We start from the raw sequence: 16,451 nt of genomic DNA, 5'->3' as shown, positions 1-16,451 counted from the left end.
CGACTCAGAAGAGGCCGACGGACTCCCCGGACTCGGTGACGCCCATGCGCAGGGCGGCGGGCTCCTTCGGCAGTCCCGGCATGGTCATGATCGCGCCGGTGAGCGCGACCACGAAGCCGGCACCGATCTTGGGGACCAGGTCCCGCACATGCAGCACGTGCCCGGTCGGGGCGCCGAGCAGAGAGGGGTCGTCGGAGAAGGAGTACTGGGTCTTGGCGACGCACACCGGGAGGGTGTCCCATCCGTTGCGCTGCAGCATCCGCAGCTGCGCGGGCGCCCTGCCCTCGAGCACGACGTCGTCGGCCCCGTAGATCTCCCGGGCCAGGGTGCGCAACGACGCCTCGATCCCGTCGGCCGGATCGTAGAGGTGATGGAAGCCGTCGCCCTCGACGGTGTCCATCGCGGCGAGCACCTCGTCGGCCACGGCGAGGCCGCCCTGGCCGCCCTTGGCCCACACCTCGGACAGCGCGGCCCGGAAGCCCTGCTCGCGAGCCCAGTCGAGGATGGCCTCGAGCTCTGCCTCGGTGTCGGTGGGGAAGCGGTTCAGGGCGATCACGGGCTCGAGCCCGAACTTGCGGAGGTTCTCCACGTGGCGGGCGAGGTTCACGGTCCCGGCGCGCGCGGCCTCGATGTCCTCGTCGGCGAGATCGGCCTTGGCGACACCGCCGTGCATCTTCAGCGCGCGCACGGTGGCGACCACCACGGCGGCGTCGGGGGAGAGGCCGCCCAGGCGCGACTTGATGTCCAGGAACTTCTCCGCGCCGAGGTCCGAGCCGAAGCCGGCCTCGGTCACGGTGATGTCCGACAGGGCGAGGGCCAGGCGCGTCGCCGCGAGCGAGTTGCAGCCATGGGCGATGTTCGCGAACGGCCCGCCGTGCACGAGGGCCGGGGTGCCGCCGAGGGTCTGCACCAGGTTCGGCAGCAGCGCGTCCTTGAGCAGCATCGTGATCGCGCCGCCCACGCCGAGATCCGCGACGCTCACCGGCGCGCGCTCGTAGGTGAAGCCGACGACGACCCGGTCGATACGTGCCTGGAGGTCCGCGAGGTCCGTGGCCAGACACAGGATCGCCATGATCTCGGAGGCCACCACGATGTCGAAGCCGTCCTCCCGCGGGACGCCCTGGGTGGGCCCGCCCAGGCCCACCACGATCGAGCGCAGGGCGCGGTCGTTGACGTCGACCACGCGCTTCCACTGGATGCGTCGGGGGTCGATGCCCAGCTGGTTGCCCTGGTGGATGTGGTTGTCGATCAGCGCGGCGAGGGTGTTGTTGGCGATCTGGATCGCGTGGAAGTCGCCGGTGAAGTGCAGGTTGATGTCCTCCATCGGCACCACCTGCGCGTACCCGCCGCCGGTGGCGCCGCCCTTGATGCCCAAGATCGGGCCGAGCGCAGGCTCCCGCAGCGCCACCATCGTGGACATCTTCTTGAGGGTGAAGGCATCGGCGAGGCCGACGGTGGTGGTCGACTTGCCCTCACCTGCCGGGGTGGGCGACATGGCGGAGACCAGCACGAGCTTCGCGCTCGGGGCGTCGGCGAGGCCCTGCATCTGCCGCACGTCGACCTTGGCCTTGTAGGAGCCGTACGGCACCAGCGCCTCGGCGGGGATGCCCGCCGTCTCGGCGATCTCGGTGATGGGGAGCAGGGTCGCCGCCTGGGCGATCGCAAGATCCGGGTTCTCGGCTGACATCGTCGTCCTCCAGGGTTCGGCTGCCGGCGGGGTCGCCGCAGACTCGTCGTCCCGGTCAGCCTATGACGCCTCGCGAAGCGATGAGGGCGAGTCGGCGGGATGGCAAGAGCCTGTGTCTGCTGGGGATCAGGTGGCGGCGGTGAGACGGTGAGCCGAGAGGCCGCGGACTGACCTGTCCCCGTCCTGTCGAGCTCCTGATCGCCGCGAACGGGGGAACCCTCCGCACCGGGCCGTGCGGCGGCCGGGCGGATCGATCACCGGTGTCGTGCTGTCGCTGGTGCTGTCCTCTCAGTTCGAGGACACGACAGCCGACGGGGTCCGGCTGACGTTCACGCTGGCCACGGTGGTCCTGGCCGTGGTGGCGCTGGTGCTGTACTGGATCTGCTTCCGCACCACCCGGGAGGTCGTGCCGGCCGGTTCCGGGACCCTCACCCTGCGCACCACGCTGCAGATGGTGCGGCGGAATCCGCCGCTGCTGCAGCTGTGCCTGGGAGCGCTGTTCCTGCTCGGTGGGTCCTTCACCATCGCCGCTGTCCAGGCCGAGCTGGGGGAGTGACGACCTTCTTCGCACTCGTCCTCCGCGAGTCCGTCCTCCGTTCGGCCTGCGCAGTGCAGGCGCAACCGAGGGGTGGAGGTCGGTACGCTCTTCGTCCATGACGGATACGAGTGGATGGGTCGCGATCGCCCGGGAGGACCGGGAGACGGTCGGCTACCTGGAGCCGGTGACCGACGACTACGACCTCGTGCAGCCACGATCGCTCCTCGGGCATGCCGTGGGCGCTCCGGTCGACTACGACTCCGGCGAGCGACTGGTGGAGAGATTCAGCCTGGCCGAGCTCGCCGAGCAGTGGGTGCTGGACGCGGGAACCGCCGACGAGATCGCCGGGCTGACCGTGATCGAGCTGTCGCCGCACGGCGTCCTGCTCGCTGACTACTACGCGACCAAGGGACTGATGCCCACGGACACGACGCGCGTGGTCTGGCCCGACCTGCAGGAGCGGCTCAGTCGTGCGTGAGGTCAGAGGTAGCGCTGCACGGCCGCGCGGATCTCGTCGGCGTGCTGGTAGATCTCATCGAGTGTCTCCAGGGGGTGGCGGGTCTCCACCTTGTCCTCGTCGAGCAGGCCGAGATACTTCTGCTTGGTGTTGACGTGGATCCGCGCCGGGGCTAAAGCCCTGAGCGCGGGGACACGGCGATGCGGCACCCGGACAGCAGAAGACCCCCCGCCACTGGCGGGGGGTCTTCGTGGTGGTGGCTCCGACCGGCGTCGATCCGGTGACCTTTCGATTTTCAGTCGAACGCTCTACCAACTGAGCTACAGAGCCGTGGCCGCGAGCGGCCGAGGACAAGACTAACAGGGCTCCGGGGCTGATCCCAACCGGCTGGGGCCGGTGAGAGGCACACCACCATCGGGCAGGCGAGGGGACGTCCGCGCAGTGCATCGCACCACCCCGTACATCACCTCACGGCTCGCCCCCGAGAGCGGCCGCCCGCTCCACCGGCCGCGGGCCGACGCCTCAGGAGACCTGGATGATGCTCTTGCCGAGGTTGCGGCCGTGCAGCATCCCCACGAAGGCATCGGGAGCGCTGTCGAGACCCTCGGTGATGTCCTCGGTGTACTGCACCTGGCCGGAGGCGACCCAGCCGCCCATGTCTCGCAGGAAGTCCTCGTACAGCGCCTCGACGAACTCGATCTGGATGAAGCCGCGCAGGGTGAGGCTCTTGGCGAGCACCGCGCCCATCAGCTGGCCGCTGCGGTCCGGCCCCTCGGGCAGGGAGGTCGAGTTGTAGTTCGCGGCGAGACCGCACACCGGCACCCTCGCATACGTGTTCAGCTGCGGCAGCACGGCATCCCAGACGGCGCCGCCCACGTTCTCGAAGTACACGTCGATGCCGTCGGGGGTGGCGGCGGCGAGGCGACCGGGCAGATCGGGGGTGCGGTGGTCGAGAGCCTCGTCGAAGCCGAGCTCCCGCAGCAGGGCGACCTTGTGCTCGCCGCCGGCGATGCCGACGGCGCGGGCGCCGTGGATCTTCGCGATCTGACCCACGGCGGAGCCCACGGGGCCGGTCGCGGCGGCGACGGCGACGGTGTCTCCGGCTCGCGGCTCCCCGATGGCGAGCAGGCCGGCGTAGGCCGTGAAGCCGGGCATGCCGAGCACGCCGAGCGCGGTGGTGACGGGCGCGGCCTCCGGGTCGAGCGTGCGCAGGTGGCCGGTCGTCTCGAGGCTGTACTCCTGCCAGCCGCCGTAGGAGAGGACGGTGTCACCGGGGGAGAAGCCCTCGGCCGCGGACTCGACGACTTCGGAGACCGTGGCGCCCACGATCACGTCACCGATCTCCATCGGTGCGGCGTAGGACTTGGCGGCGCTCATGCGGCCGCGCACATAGGGGTCCAGAGAGAGGTACCGGGTGCGCAGCAGCACCTGGCCCTCCTCGGGGGACGCGATCTCGACGGCGTCGTGCTCGAAGTCGGCGGCCGTGGGCTCGCCGTGCGGGCGGGCGGCGAGGCGGATGCGGTGGTTCAGGCGTGTGGTGCTCATGGTCCGAGCGTAGAACGGCGGCCGGCGACGTGGTCGGGGGAGACCTTGTGAGGGGTCCGACAGCGTGAGCGGGAATCCGCCGCCGGGCACATAACGGCTGGTCGGCGTGACGCGAGTCCCACGCGTCGGCGGCCGACGCCGGTCGCGCTGATGGGTCTGGTGGGTGAGGGGTCCCGTGGGCCGGCGGGGCGCGTCGGGGAATGCAGGAAGCCCCGGAACGATGTTCCGGGGCTTCCTGTGCGGGCGACCCTGACCAGACTTGAACTGGCGACCTCCGCCGTGACAGGGCGGCGCTCTAACCAACTGAGCTACAGGGCCTTACGTGATCTCTGCACTCGCGCGCTTCGACCTGACCAACTCTACCGGACGTTCTCGGGGCTCCCGGCCACTTTTACTGTGAGCCGCCTCGCACTCCGGTCTCATGCGGCTGACCAGGACATCGATCGAACCGTACGAGTACCCCCAACGGGATTCGAACCCGTGTCGCCGGCGTGAAAGGCCGGTGTCCTAGGCCACTGGACGATGGGGGCCCGGGCAACGACGTGCCCGACGCAGAGCATACCCATCGATGGCGCTGCGCGTCTGCGGGAATCCCGCCGATGCGGCATACGCGACACGAAACGGTTGTCGGCGGGGTGTCGTCGTGCGGGGTGCGGCCGGCCGCTGGGTCGAGGGCAGCGGCTCCCGGGCCGGCCGATGGCGTGGTTCGATGGGTGCATGATCCGGATCAGCCGAGAAGAGTTCGAGGAAGCGGTCGATGACGCCCTCGACTCGCTGCCCGAGGAGATCGCCCGGGCGATCGCGGAGGCGAACGTCGCGATCCTCATCGAGGAGGAGCCCCGGTTCGAGCATGCGGGCGGCACCGAGCTGCTGGGCCTGTACGAGGGTGTTCCGCTGGACAAGCGCTCCGTGTTCGACGGCTACGCCCAGCCCGACCGGATCTTCGTGTTCCGTGGGCCGCTGCAGCGCGTGGCCGTCTCCCGTGAGCACCTCGTCGAGCAGATCGCCGTCACCGTGCTGCACGAGCTCGGCCACCTCTTCGGAATCAGCGACAAGCGGCTGCACGAGCTCGGCTGGGGCTGACCGCCGTACGTGACTCCGCGCTGGCCGTCGTGCGCCCCAGCGTGCTCAGGACTCGAGGTCGCTGAGCCCGGCCTCGTGGGCGATGATCGCGATCTGGACCCGGTTCGTGCAGTCCAGCTTGGCGAAGATCTTCGAGACGTGCGCCTTCACGGTCGCCTCGCTCATGAACAGCCGCATCCCGATCTGGGCGTTGGACAGCCCGGCCCCGACGGCGCCGAGCACCTCGGTCTCCCGCTCGGTGAGCTGGTCGATCCCGGGGTGACGGTCCTGGCGGGTGCCGGGGTTGGCGTCGGAGAAGTGGGAGAGCATGCGCCGGGTGATGGTGGGGGAGAGCATCGCATCGCCGCCGGCGACCACGCGCACGGCGCGGGCGAGGTCCTGCGGCGGGGTGTCCTTGAGCAGGAAGCCGTCGGCCCCTGCCTCGAGCGCCTGGAACACGTACTCATCCATGTCGAAGGTGGTGAGCATGATGATCTTCGGCGGGTTCGGCAACGCGGAGACCGCCCTGGTGGCGGCGATGCCGTCCAGCCCGGGCATGCGCACGTCCATCAGCAGCACATCGGGGCGGTGCTTCTGCACCAGCGTCACCGCCTCGGAGCCGTCGCCGCCCTGGCCCACGATCTCGATCGCCGGGTCTGCACCCAGGATCATCGCCAGCCCGGCGCGCACCAGGGAATCATCATCGACCAGCCCCACCCGGGTCACGTCGTCATCGGCCATGGGATCACCGCCCTCACTTCGAAGCGTCCATCATCGGTGGGGCCCGACGCGATCGTGCCGCCGGCATGCGTCACGCGGGTCTCGATCCCGGACAGCCCCATGCGGGCCCCCGGCAGATCCGTCGTGAACCCCTTGGGAAGAACATTACTGACCTCGATCACGAGGTCGGTGCCCGGCTCACCGATCAGTGCCACTCGGGCCTTGGTGTGCAGGGCGTGCTTGTGGATGTTCGTCAGCCCTTCCTGCACCACGCGGAACGCGGTGCGCGCGAGCTGATCGGGCACCGGGTCGTCGATGAAGTCGAACAGGTCCACGGTGATGCCCGCCTCCTGCGAGGTGGTCACCAGGCGGCGCACGTCGTCCCAGGTGGGCTGAGGGGCCAGCGGGGCCTCCTCGCCGTCGCCGCGCAGCACCCCCAGCACCTCTCGCAGCTCGGAGAGCGCGGTGGAGGCCGTCTGCCGGATCAGCCCTGCGGACTGCTGGACCTGCTCCCGCTCGAGATTCGGGTTCACCTCGAGGGCGCCCGCCTGGAGGGCGACGAGGGAGATCTTGTGGGCGACGATGTCGTGCATCTCGCGGGCGATGCGTGTGCGCTCCGCGCGTCGGGCCTGCTCCTGGGCGACGGCCTGGCCGGACTCCGCCTGCTCCGCGCGCTTCTTCAGCTGCGCGAGCAGCATCCGGCGGGTCGAGACGTACATGCCCAGCGACGCCGAGGCGGCGACGATCAGCACGGTGACCACGACGCCGGTGATCCCCACGATCTCGAACCCGGGCCCGCCGACGGTCAGCACCGGGACGATGTTCGCCGCGACGGCGAGCAGGCCGACCAGCAGGGTGCGCGCGCGCCGGCTGCTGCGTGTCGCGTAGGCGAACGGGACGATGATCAGGATCACCAGGGACCACGCGACGGCGTTGAGCGCGAGGACGAGGGGGAGCAGCCACGGCCAGTGCCGGTGACGCAGGAGGAGGGCCGCCCCGAGGAGAACGGTGAGACCAGCGCGCATCAGGTCCCAGCCCGAGGTGGCGACGACCGTGGACAGCACGACCTCTGCCAGGACCAGTGCCAGGAGCACCACGTCCTGCCAGGTCCGGCGCACGGGCGCTCCCAGTTCTTCCACGCGCTCACTGTATCGGCGCAGGCGGGGACGGAGCCGCGCGGGCGGCCCGTCGGCCGAGGTTCCAGCCGGAGGTCGGCCCCGCGGACGACCCACCCCCGACGCAGGTCGGGGGTCGGGACCCAGCCGGCCCGCCTGTGGCCGACGATCGTCGCGCTCGGGCTGACCCGCGGTCGCTGTCCGAGCGGGGTGGCCGCGGCGGACAGTAGGAGCATGACCTCACAGACCAGCTCCTCCGCATCCAGCGGCACCTCCGCGGTCCGCGGCACCTCTGCAGCCGGCAGCACCTCTGCTGCCCTCGAGGTGCAGGGCCTGACCAAGCGCTATGGCGACCGCGCCGTGGTCGATGACCTGAGCTTCACCTGCCTGCCCGGCAGCGTCACCGGCTTCCTCGGCCCCAACGGCGCCGGGAAGTCCACGACGCTGCGGGTCCTGACCGGCCTCGCCCGGGGCGACTCCGGCCGGGCGCTCGTGGGCGGTGCCGACTACCGCAGCCTCGAGCACCCCGCCCGCACCATCGGCGTGATGCTCGACGCGGGCGCGCTCCACCGCGGCCGGACCGGCCTGGAGACCCTGCGCCTGGCTGCGCGCGCCATCGGGATGCCCGCCTCCCGGGCCGACGAGGTCCTCGAGACCGTCGGCCTGGGACACGCCGGTGCGAAGCGGGTGGGCGGCTACTCCTACGGCATGCGCCAGCGCCTCGGCATCGGGGTGGCGCTGATCGGTGATCCCGCCGTGCTGGTGCTCGACGAGCCCGCCAACGGGCTGGATCCCGAGGGGATCCGGTGGATGCGCCGCCTGCTGCGCTCATTCGCCGACGCCGGCGGCACTGTGCTGCTGTCCAGCCACCAGCTGCGCGAGGTGCAGGCCACCGTGGACCGCCTGGTCGTGATCGCCGGGGGTCGGTTGGTGCGCGAAGGCACGCTGGATGAGCTGACCAGCGAGGGCGGCACGCGTGTGGGTGCCCTGGACCCCCGAGCCCTCCGCGCGGCCCTCGATACCCATGGGATCGCCTATGAGCGCCGCTCCGGGGACGAGCTCGAGGTGAGCCTGGCCCCGGAGGACATGGGACGCCTCGCCCTGCGCGAGCAGATCGTCCTCACCTCGCTGGGCGCCACCGACCACGGTGGGCTCGAGGAGGTCTTCTTCGCGCTCACTGGCCAGGCGGACCCCGACTCGGAGTCCAGCGCCCCGGCCGGTCCCGACACCCCGACCGGCTCCGATGCCACGGCTCAGCTCGCATCCTCCTGATCACCCCGTTCCTGAGCACTTCGTCCTGATCGCTCGTTCGCGATCGCACCGTTCCCACCTCTTCGAGGAGACCTCCCATGAGACCCGCACTCGACCTCCGCGCCCATCTCGACACCCGCGGCTCCGCGATCCTGATGACGATCTCGCTGATCCTCATCGTCGGCTTCGCCGCCCTCGGGGGGCTCCTGCAGCCCCTCTTCCTGGCCGATTCCAGTTCCGACATCAACCTGACCCTCATCGTGCTGAGCCTTCCGCTGTCCCTGATCATCCCGGTGATCGCGGTGCTGATCGTCGCGGGGGAGTGGTCCGACGGCTCGATCCAGCTGACCTTCCTGCAGCGCCCGGGGCGTCTCGGGGTGCTGGCCTCCAAGGTGATCGCTGCTGTCGTGGTGATCGCTGCGATCGTGGCGTTCGCCTACGCGCTCGCGGCGCTGACCACCTGGATCGGTGGTGAGCTGATCGGGGAGGGCGCGATCTTCTCCGCGTTCGGCGATGCGCTGACCACCCAGCTCATCGGTCTCGCAGCCATCCTGCTCTTCTCGCTCGCCGTGGGCATCGCCCTGCAGTCCACCGTGGTCGGCTTGGTCGCCGCGATCGGCATTCCCTTCGTGGTCGGCACCGCCACGGCGGTCGCCATGCTCACCGGGTCCGAGGTCCTCATGGACGTTGTGCGCGCGGTGGATCTGCAGACGGCCGCGACCGTGCTCGCCTCCGGGGACGCGACGGCCTTCGAGCTGATCCCGCTGGTCCTGCTCGTGGTGCTCCCTGCCGTCTACGGGGCGTGGCGCTGGAACAACCGCGAAGTGGCCTGACTCGTCCCGGCTCGGCTCGGCTCGGCCCGGCCCGTCCTGACTCGCCCCGGCCCGGCTCGCACGGAGCTCGCCGACCCGGTCATCCCTGGGGCCTAGGATGGCCGGGCCGTCGCGCGATCTCCCCGGTCCGGCCCGTCCCACCGCGGCCGAGGCCGTCGGCGATCAGCCCCACGGGATGCGCCCCGATCTCCCGGCGCGTCCACCAGGTCCAGCTCCGCCCCCAGGACAAGGAAGCCACGTATGACACTCGCCGCCCGGCCGCGACGGTCCCTCTCCCGACTCACGGCGGCCCTGGCCGCGACCGTGCTGCTGCTGAGCGGCTGCACGCAGCTCGGCGAGGGAGCGGAGGACGGCGGCGGTGCCGGCGACGGGACCAGCGACGGCGGCGGCTCCGCCCAGCAGGCCCCGGACGGCGAGCAGGACCTCCCGCTGGACGAGCTCGGCACGTCGGCCGCGCAGGATCTGCCCGGCGACCCGTCGACCGATCCGGAGTACGCCCAGTACTACGAGCAGGACATCGAGTGGGACGACTGCGAGGGTGTCGTCGCCGAGGGGCTGGAATGCGGGATCCTCACGGTCCCGCTCGCCTGGGATGACCCGGGCGGCACGGACATCGACCTCGCGGTGGCGCGCATCCCGGGCTCCGGGCAGGTCACCGGATCGCTCGTGTTCAACCCGGGCGGCCCCGGCGTCTCCGGCGTCAACTACATGGAATCCGCGCCGTACATGATCTCCCCGGAGGTCCTCGGCACCTATGACCTGGTGAGCTTCGACCCGCGCGGTGTGGGCCGCTCCGAGGGCGTGCAGTGCCTGACCGATGAGGAGACCGACGAGTACCGCGCGGTGAAGGGGCAGCCCGTCTCCGCCGAGTCCTCGCGGCTCTACGAGGAGTGGGGCGCACGGATCGCCGCCTCCTGCGAGGAGAACTCCGGGGAGGTCCTGCCCTACCTCGATACCTACTCCTCCGCCCGCGACATGGACGTGCTGCGCTCGTCCCTGGGCAGTGAGCAGCTCGACTACCTCGGGTACTCCTACGGCAGCTACCTCGGTTCGAGCTATGCCGATCTGTACCCCGATCGCGTCGGGCACTTCGTGCTGGACGGGGCGATCGATCCCACGCTCACGATGGACGAGTTCGTCGCCGGTCAGTCGGAGGGCTTCGAGAAGGCGGCCGACGTCTTCCTCCAGGACTGCCTGGACACTGCCCAGCAATGTCCCCTCAAGGGTGACGTCGCCGAGGCGAAGAAGCAGTTGAACGCGTTCTTCGCGGCCGCCGACGAATCGCCCGTGGACAGCGGTGACCCCGAGCGGCCCCTCACGGGCTCCCTCGCCCGCTCCGCCGTGCTGGCGCTGATGTACAGCGACGAGCTGTGGCCCACGGGCCGCGAGGCGCTCACCGCCGCGATGAACGGCGACGGCAGCCAGCTGCTGGAGATGGACGACCGCTCCGCCGAGCGCCAGCTGGACGGCTCGTACCGCACCAGCTCCGCGTTCTCGATGACCGCCGTGAACTGTCTGGACCATCCCCGAGTCGCCGACGAGGAGTGGGCGGCGCAGGAGACGGCCCGCATCGCGGAGGAGTTCCCGACCTTCGGTTCGAACATCGCCAAGGACGACTGCGCGCAGTGGCCGCAGGCCCCCGTGAGAGAGCCCGCGCCGATCTCCGCCGAGGGCGCCGCCCCCATCGTGGTGATCGGTACGACGGGCGACCCGGCCACCCCGTACGCCTGGTCCACAGCCCTGGCCGAGCAGCTCGACAGCGGTGTGCACCTGACCTGGGAGGGCAACGGGCACACCGCCTACGGACGCTCCGGCGGCTGCATCGAGGAGCAGGTCGACGCCTATCTCCTGGCGGACACCGTGCCGGAGGACGGCTTCAGCTGCTGACCATGAGCCGTCCGCTGCATCCTTCGGGCCTGGCGTCGGCCGCCGCGGCAGGCTCGGGTGCCGAGCGTGACGGGGATCGCGCTCCCGCGCTTTGCACCGGTCGCCCGGTGTCCCGTAGAGTGAACCAATCCGCCGTGTGAACGGCGGAAACGCCGCCTTAGCTCAGTCGGTAGAGCGATTCACTCGTAATGAATAGGTCACCAGTTCGATTCTGGTAGGCGGCTCCGAGTGATAGAAGACCCCCTCACCTCGCAGGTGTGGGGGTCTTCTGCTGTCGTCGCTCCCGCGCGCGCTCGTCGTCCTGCTCGGGACCGTGTTCAGCACCGTCGGGCTGCTCGCGAGGAGCAGGCACAGGGACCGCGGCGTCGCGGGGGGCGACAAATGGACACATGTCAGATATTGTGGACGGCCTGGTTCAGCACGGTACATGCCCGGCATGCGCCGACATCGTGACGCTTCTCGGGCTTCGATGACCCTGAAGGAGTCTGCGTGGTACGCCGCAGGAAGTATCTTCCGCAAGTACCGATCTACGAGCTCGTGAGCATCATCCCGGACACGTTCGGCGGAATGGTCACCGTCGCGTTGCAGCGCAGCTCTGCGTTCGCCGACCTCGACGGTCGACGGATCGATATCCTCACGAAGTCTCCGAACATGGTCGACCAGGATGTGCGCACGCAGCAGCTGCGCAGCACCGGGCAGATCAGCGGCAACGTGCGGATCCGCAACGTCTGGTCGGATCTGGGGACGCAGCCCGATGAGGAGCTGGTGGGTCTCCGGTCGCAGGTGGACCCTGTGCTGCCTGCCGCTGATGAGCTGCCCGATCCTGATCGGACCCGGCAGCCACGGCGATTCGGCGACACCGAGGACGTCCTCCAGATCGACCGCTTCCGCTCCGATGGAACGCGGGCGATCTGCGATGAACGGGACGCCGGGCAGCGCGGGGTGCGGAGCGGTCGCCTCATCACGCTCTTCACCCGGGACGGACGACCGCTCGCACAGTGGCGCAGCGAACGCAGGCTCTATCACGCATGGCTCGACTGGGTGATCGGCGAGGAGGAATCGATCCTGATCGTCGACTCCGCCACGGCCGGGAGCCGATTCTTCGACTATCAGCGTGACAACGTCACCACCGTCCAGGCCATCCACAATCACCATCTCCTCCAGATGCGATCCGATGAACGGGGCGGATTGGCGCCCAGCGTGATGCGGATGCTGAGCCATCTGGACTGGTTCGACGCCGTGGCGATCCTGACCCCCCGTCAGCAGGCGGGCTTCGTGGACGCTGGGGTGGTCGCCGAGAACAGCTTCGTGGCTCCCAACATGCTCGCCTGCCCGGCCGCGGAGCCCGTGGCCGAGCAGCGCCGTTCCGGCGGAGTCATCGTGGCACGTCAGACGACGCAGAAGAGGCTCGACCACGCCCTGCGCGCTCTGGCGCTCGCACGTGCCGAGGGAGTCGACACGCAGGTCGAGATCTTCGGCCTGGGACCGCTGACCCGGCGGCTCACCAGGACGGCGGAGCGGCTCGACCTGGGGGACGTCGTCCGGTGGAGGGGGTATGACGCGAACGCGAAGCAGAGATTCGGCACGGCGGTGTTCACGCTGATGAGCAGCCGTTACGAAGGGCATCCGGTCGCACTGCTGGAAGCGATGTCAGCAGGATGCATCCCGATCGTCTATGACATCGAGTTCGGTCCCAGCGACGTGGTCACCGATGGTGTCGACGGGTTCCTCGTGCCGTCGGGGGACATCCAGGCCATGGCCGACGCCCTGGTGAGAGTTCATGGCATGCCGGCCCGGGAGCGGGCGCGGATGCGTACGGCGGCGATCCGGCGCGCGCAGGACTTCTCGCCCGAGAACGTCGCCAAGATCTGGGGAAAGGAGCTCGCCCGGGCTCGACGACGTCAGCGCGCGCTCCGGGGGGAGAAGGTCGACGCGACGCTGCTCTCTGCGAAGCTCTCGAAGAAGGGGCTCCGGCTCCGGCTCAAGGTGGTCGCCGGTCCGTGGGGTCGCAGGCCCGAGGCGATGGTCGGGTGGATCGGGCGAGGCCGAGACGCCTACGGACGTGTCCGGGCGAGGGTGAAGCCGACCTCCGACGGCTGCATCGTCGAGGCGCTCCTCACGGCGGAGCAGCTCACCGCGATCGTCGGCCGATCCGTGCTGGACCTCTATGTGTTCGTTCGAGGCGCCCGGACCTGGGGCCGTGCGCGCATCGCGAGCGCGAAGGAGCAGATGCCTCCGGCTCGCGATGGTCTCGCGCCGTACACCACGGCCGGAGGGAACGTCAGCATCCGTCGCGAGGCCTGACCGCCACGCAGCGCTGCGGGTGCCGATGCCTCCGAGGTCTCGCGCCATCGTGCTGACGTCGAGCGGTCGCTCAGAAGCGGCTGCGCGCAGTGAGCTCCTCGTCGATCCAGGAGGTGAGCGCGGGCTTGGACGCGGCGAGGCCGGCGGGCAGCCACAGCGCCTTCTGCATGCGTCCATCCGTCTTCTCGCGATCGAACACCGTGACCAGGCCGGCGTCGTACTGCCGCTGGGCCTCGGCATTGGTCACGCCGAGCTCGATCTGGCGGTTGGAGTCCTGCGTGATCGTCTCGACCTGGAGGATCTCGGACCAGGGGATCTCGCCCGCCCGCGCGGTCGTCATGGTGAGGCCGGTGGGGGCGACGGTGAGGCCGACGGCCGGGCTGATGGCGCGGCGGAGATGGACGACCATCAGGACCAGGCATCCGAGGACGACCAACCAGCCGAGCAGCATGAGGACACCGCTGGCGGCGAGGCCCAGGACGAGGCCGACCAGGATGAGGAACACGCAGAGCAGTGCGAGCAGCGCGCCCCGCACACGGGAGAAGCGGAAGGTCACCGGTTCGCCCTGGGCGAGGGTCGAGGTCCAGGCGGCTACATTCTTCGTCGGTGTGCTCATGTGTGTCGTATCCCTGTGATCGTGGTGTCTGCGCCGTGCCGTCGTGCCGTCGTGCCGTCGTGCCGTCCTGCGGCCCGAGCGCGCGGACCGGGGAACAATCTACTGCGGTGTGCGCCATCGCAGGGCACCGACCTCCTGGGTGCGAGCTGCACAGTTCACCCGCCCTGCCTGCATCTCCTGTCGTCCTGGGACGTGCGCGGACGGTGGGGGCGTCGGAGGGGTGCCGTGGGGCAGGCCCGCGGCACTTTTCTTGATTAAGTCCAGAGTGCACGTTATGGTGGGGGCATGCCGACGCTCGACCATCCCTCCGCCCTGCGTGAGGCGGGACTGCGCGTGACCGCCCCGCGGCTCGCGGCGCTGTCCGCGGTCGCCGAGCATCCTCATGCCGACGCCGAGGTGATCGCCCAGGCGGTCCGCGAGCGGCTGGGCACGGTGTCTCGGCAGGCGGTCTACGACGTGCTCAACGCCCTGTCCGATGCGGAGCTGCTGCGCCGCGTCTCCGTGGGCGGGCGGAGCATGCAGTACGAGCTGCATCGCCACGACAACCACCACCACCTGGTGTGCCGCAGCTGCGGGCGCCTGGAGGACGTGCCCTGCTCCGTCGGCCATTCGCCGTGCCTGACCCCCTCCGACGACCACGGTTTCGAGATCGAGATCGCCGACGTCGTCTACCGAGGCATCTGCTCTCGGTGCCGCGCCGCGCAGGCGTCGGCTGATCCTGCCGCCGCGCCTCGCGCGCAGGATGCCGCGCCCGGCGCGCATACCGCCCCCGAATCCCCCTGACCCTTCCGGGGTCAGGGCCCGCATTTCCCGTCCGCCACTGTCCGAACGTCACTGTCCTCACTTATCGTTACAACGTGTCAGAAACCATCACGACCACCAGGAGACGCACATGAACGACTTCGATCCCACGATCCCGAGCACCACGGAGTCCGGCGCTCCGCGCGAGTCCGACGCGAACTCCCTCAGCGTCGGCCCCGACGGCCCGCTCATGCTCCATGACACCGCCCTGGTCGAGAAGCTCGCCCGCTTCGACCGCGAGCGCGTCCCGGAGCGCAGCCCCCACGCCAAGGGCTCCGGCGCCTTCGGCGAGCTGGAGATCACCGAGGACGTCTCGCAGTACACCAAGGCGGATCTGTTCCAGCCCGGTCGCAAGACCCCGATGCTGGCCCGCTTCTCGACCGTCGCCGGTGAGCTGGGCTCGCCCGACACCTGGCGGGACGTGCGCGGCTTCGCGCTGAAGTTCTACACCCAGGAGGGCAACTACGACCTGGTCGGGAACAACACCCCGGTCTTCTTCGTGCGCGACCCCATGAAGTTCCCCGACTTCATCCACTCGCAGAAGCGCACCCCGGATTCGGGCCTGCGCTCGAACACCATGCAGTGGGACTTCTGGTCGAACTCCCCGGAGTCCGCCCACCAGGTCACCTACCTCATGGGCGACCGTGGTCTGCCCAAGTCCTGGCGCCACATGAACGGCTACGGCTCGCACACCTATATGTGGGTCAACGAGTCCGGCGAGAAGTTCTGGGTCAAGTACCACTTCCACACCGATCAGGGCCTCGAGTTCCTCAGCAACGAGGAGGCGGAGCAGATCGCCGGCTCGGACGGCGACTACCACCGTCGCGACCTGTTCGAAGCGATCGACCGCGGCGAGAACCCGAGCTGGACCGTCTCCGTCCAGGTCATCCCCTACGAGGAGGCGAAGACCTACCGCTTCAACATCTTCGACCTGACCAAGACGGTGTCCAAGAAGGACTATCCGCTGATCAAGGTCGGGAAGATGACCCTGAACAAGAACCCGCAGAACCACTACGCCCAGGTGGAGCAGGCGGCCTTCAGCCCCTCGAACCTGGTGCCGGGCATCGGGCTCTCCCCGGACAAGATGCTGCTGGGCCGCGTGTTCTCCTACCCGGATGCGCAGCGTCACCGCATCGGCACGAACTTCAACCAGCTGCCGGTGAACCAGCCCGTCGTGCCCACGAACTCCTACGACAAGGAGGGGTTCATGCAGTTCTTGCACTCCGGGGACGCGCCGGTGTACGCACCGAACTCCTACGGTCGTGCGTATCAGGACGAGCAGGGCCCCGTCGACAACGGCTGGGAGACTGACGGCGAGCTGGTGCGCGCCGCCTACACCCTCCACTCCGAGGACGGCGACTTCGTCCAGCCCGGCATCCTGGTGCGCGAGGTCTTCGACGACGGCGACCGCGACCGCCTGGTCGAGACCGTCTCCGGCGGCCTGAGCACCGTCGAGGAGCCCGTGCTCTCCAACGCGATCCAGTACTGGAAGAACATCGACCAGACCGTCGGTGAGCGCATCGAGAAGGCCATCGGCACCGCCGCGGCCGACGAGATGTCCGGCGGCGACCCGCTGAACAGCTGACCCGCCCCGGGCCGACGATGACGGCCCGGTGATCCGCACGAGAACGCGGC

At 69.7% G+C, this 16,451-nt stretch carries 15 protein-coding genes and 4 tRNA genes; 10 read left to right on the top strand and 9 right to left on the bottom strand.

Annotation, left to right across the window (positions count from 1 at the left end):
• Positions 1-4 precede the first annotated feature (4 nt).
• Positions 5-1,687 carry a formate--tetrahydrofolate ligase gene (locus INT49_RS16790; protein ID WP_193118893.1) on the bottom strand — a complete coding sequence of 561 codons (1,683 nt, stop codon included), beginning with the start codon at positions 1,685-1,687 and terminating at the stop codon, positions 5-7.
• 265 nt (positions 1,688-1,952) lie between these two features.
• Between INT49_RS16790 and INT49_RS16785 the strand changes: the two genes are divergently transcribed.
• A complete protein-coding gene (locus INT49_RS16785; RefSeq protein WP_193118892.1) occupies positions 1,953-2,243 on the top strand; it encodes a hypothetical protein in 291 nt (96 codons plus the stop codon).
• A gap of 97 nt (positions 2,244-2,340) precedes the next feature.
• On the top strand, positions 2,341-2,703 hold the full coding sequence (locus INT49_RS16780) for a hypothetical protein (protein WP_193118891.1): 363 nt from the start codon (positions 2,341-2,343) through the stop codon (positions 2,701-2,703).
• A 2-nt stretch (positions 2,704-2,705) separates the two neighbouring features.
• Here the strand turns inward: INT49_RS16780 and INT49_RS16775 are convergent, their stop codons facing one another.
• The 5 genes from INT49_RS16775 to INT49_RS16755 all read right to left on the bottom strand — a co-directional run bounded on the left by INT49_RS16775 (position 2,706) and on the right by INT49_RS16755 (position 4,757).
• Positions 2,706-2,891, bottom strand: coding sequence for a hypothetical protein (locus INT49_RS16775; protein ID WP_377802383.1), 186 nt, complete (start codon positions 2,889-2,891; stop codon positions 2,706-2,708).
• 45 nt (positions 2,892-2,936) lie between these two features.
• A tRNA-Phe gene (locus INT49_RS16770) sits at positions 2,937-3,012 on the bottom strand.
• Positions 3,013-3,204: 192 nt separating this feature from the next.
• Positions 3,205-4,227, bottom strand: coding sequence for an NADP-dependent oxidoreductase (locus INT49_RS16765; protein ID WP_193118890.1), 1,023 nt, complete (start codon positions 4,225-4,227; stop codon positions 3,205-3,207).
• A 244-nt stretch (positions 4,228-4,471) separates the two neighbouring features.
• Positions 4,472-4,545 (bottom strand) — tRNA-Asp (locus tag INT49_RS16760).
• Between the two features lie 139 nt (positions 4,546-4,684).
• Positions 4,685-4,757, bottom strand: a tRNA-Glu gene (locus INT49_RS16755).
• 187 nt (positions 4,758-4,944) lie between these two features.
• On the opposite strand from INT49_RS16755, the gene INT49_RS16750 reads away from it, so the two are divergent.
• Entirely contained in the window at positions 4,945-5,310 is a 366-nt protein-coding gene (locus INT49_RS16750; RefSeq protein ID WP_193118889.1) for a metallopeptidase family protein, read from the top strand.
• Positions 5,311-5,355: 45 nt separating this feature from the next.
• On the opposite strand, the gene INT49_RS16745 is transcribed toward INT49_RS16750, so the two are convergent.
• Together INT49_RS16745 and INT49_RS16740 are read right to left on the bottom strand one after the other, a co-directional pair.
• Positions 5,356-6,030 carry a response regulator gene (locus INT49_RS16745; RefSeq protein WP_193118888.1) on the bottom strand — a complete coding sequence of 225 codons (675 nt, stop codon included), beginning with the start codon at positions 6,028-6,030 and terminating at the stop codon, positions 5,356-5,358.
• Positions 6,012-7,148, bottom strand: coding sequence for a sensor histidine kinase (locus INT49_RS16740; RefSeq protein WP_319021672.1), 1,137 nt, complete (start codon positions 7,146-7,148; stop codon positions 6,012-6,014). Before INT49_RS16740 ends, INT49_RS16745 begins: the two co-directional genes overlap by 19 nt.
• Before the next feature lie 210 nt (positions 7,149-7,358).
• On the opposite strand from INT49_RS16740, the gene INT49_RS16735 reads away from it, so the two are divergent.
• From INT49_RS16735 to INT49_RS21605, 5 genes are all read left to right on the top strand, one after another.
• Entirely contained in the window at positions 7,359-8,396 is a 1,038-nt protein-coding gene (locus INT49_RS16735; protein ID WP_193118887.1) for an ABC transporter ATP-binding protein, read from the top strand.
• Positions 8,397-8,473: 77 nt separating this feature from the next.
• Entirely contained in the window at positions 8,474-9,208 is a 735-nt protein-coding gene (locus INT49_RS16730; protein WP_193118886.1) for an ABC transporter permease, read from the top strand.
• A gap of 240 nt (positions 9,209-9,448) precedes the next feature.
• Entirely contained in the window at positions 9,449-11,095 is a 1,647-nt protein-coding gene (locus INT49_RS16725) for an alpha/beta hydrolase (protein WP_193118885.1), read from the top strand.
• A gap of 151 nt (positions 11,096-11,246) precedes the next feature.
• Positions 11,247-11,319: transfer RNA gene (locus INT49_RS16720), tRNA-Thr, on the top strand.
• 265 nt (positions 11,320-11,584) lie between these two features.
• Positions 11,585-13,399 carry a glycosyltransferase gene (locus tag INT49_RS21605; RefSeq protein ID WP_193118884.1) on the top strand — a complete coding sequence of 605 codons (1,815 nt, stop codon included), beginning with the start codon at positions 11,585-11,587 and terminating at the stop codon, positions 13,397-13,399.
• A 70-nt stretch (positions 13,400-13,469) separates the two neighbouring features.
• Here the strand turns inward: INT49_RS21605 and INT49_RS16710 are convergent, their stop codons facing one another.
• Positions 13,470-14,015 (bottom strand): STM3941 family protein, encoded by a 546-nt coding sequence (locus tag INT49_RS16710; protein WP_193118883.1) that lies wholly within the window; start codon positions 14,013-14,015, stop codon positions 13,470-13,472.
• Between the two features lie 285 nt (positions 14,016-14,300).
• Here INT49_RS16710 and INT49_RS16705 point away from each other — a divergent pair, with 285 nt between their 5' ends.
• Both INT49_RS16705 and INT49_RS16700 read left to right on the top strand, forming a co-directional pair.
• Positions 14,301-14,798 carry a Fur family transcriptional regulator gene (locus INT49_RS16705; protein ID WP_193118882.1) on the top strand — a complete coding sequence of 166 codons (498 nt, stop codon included), beginning with the start codon at positions 14,301-14,303 and terminating at the stop codon, positions 14,796-14,798.
• Between the two features lie 109 nt (positions 14,799-14,907).
• Positions 14,908-16,401, top strand: coding sequence for a catalase (locus INT49_RS16700; RefSeq protein ID WP_193118881.1), 1,494 nt, complete (start codon positions 14,908-14,910; stop codon positions 16,399-16,401).
• Positions 16,402-16,451 lie beyond the last annotated feature (50 nt).

It is taken from the genome of Brachybacterium tyrofermentans, assembly GCF_014897585.1.
Lineage (GTDB): Bacteria > Actinomycetota > Actinomycetes > Actinomycetales > Dermabacteraceae > Brachybacterium > Brachybacterium tyrofermentans.
Note: the sequence above shows the minus strand (reverse complement) of the source record. Positions and strands in the feature narration are given on the sequence as shown.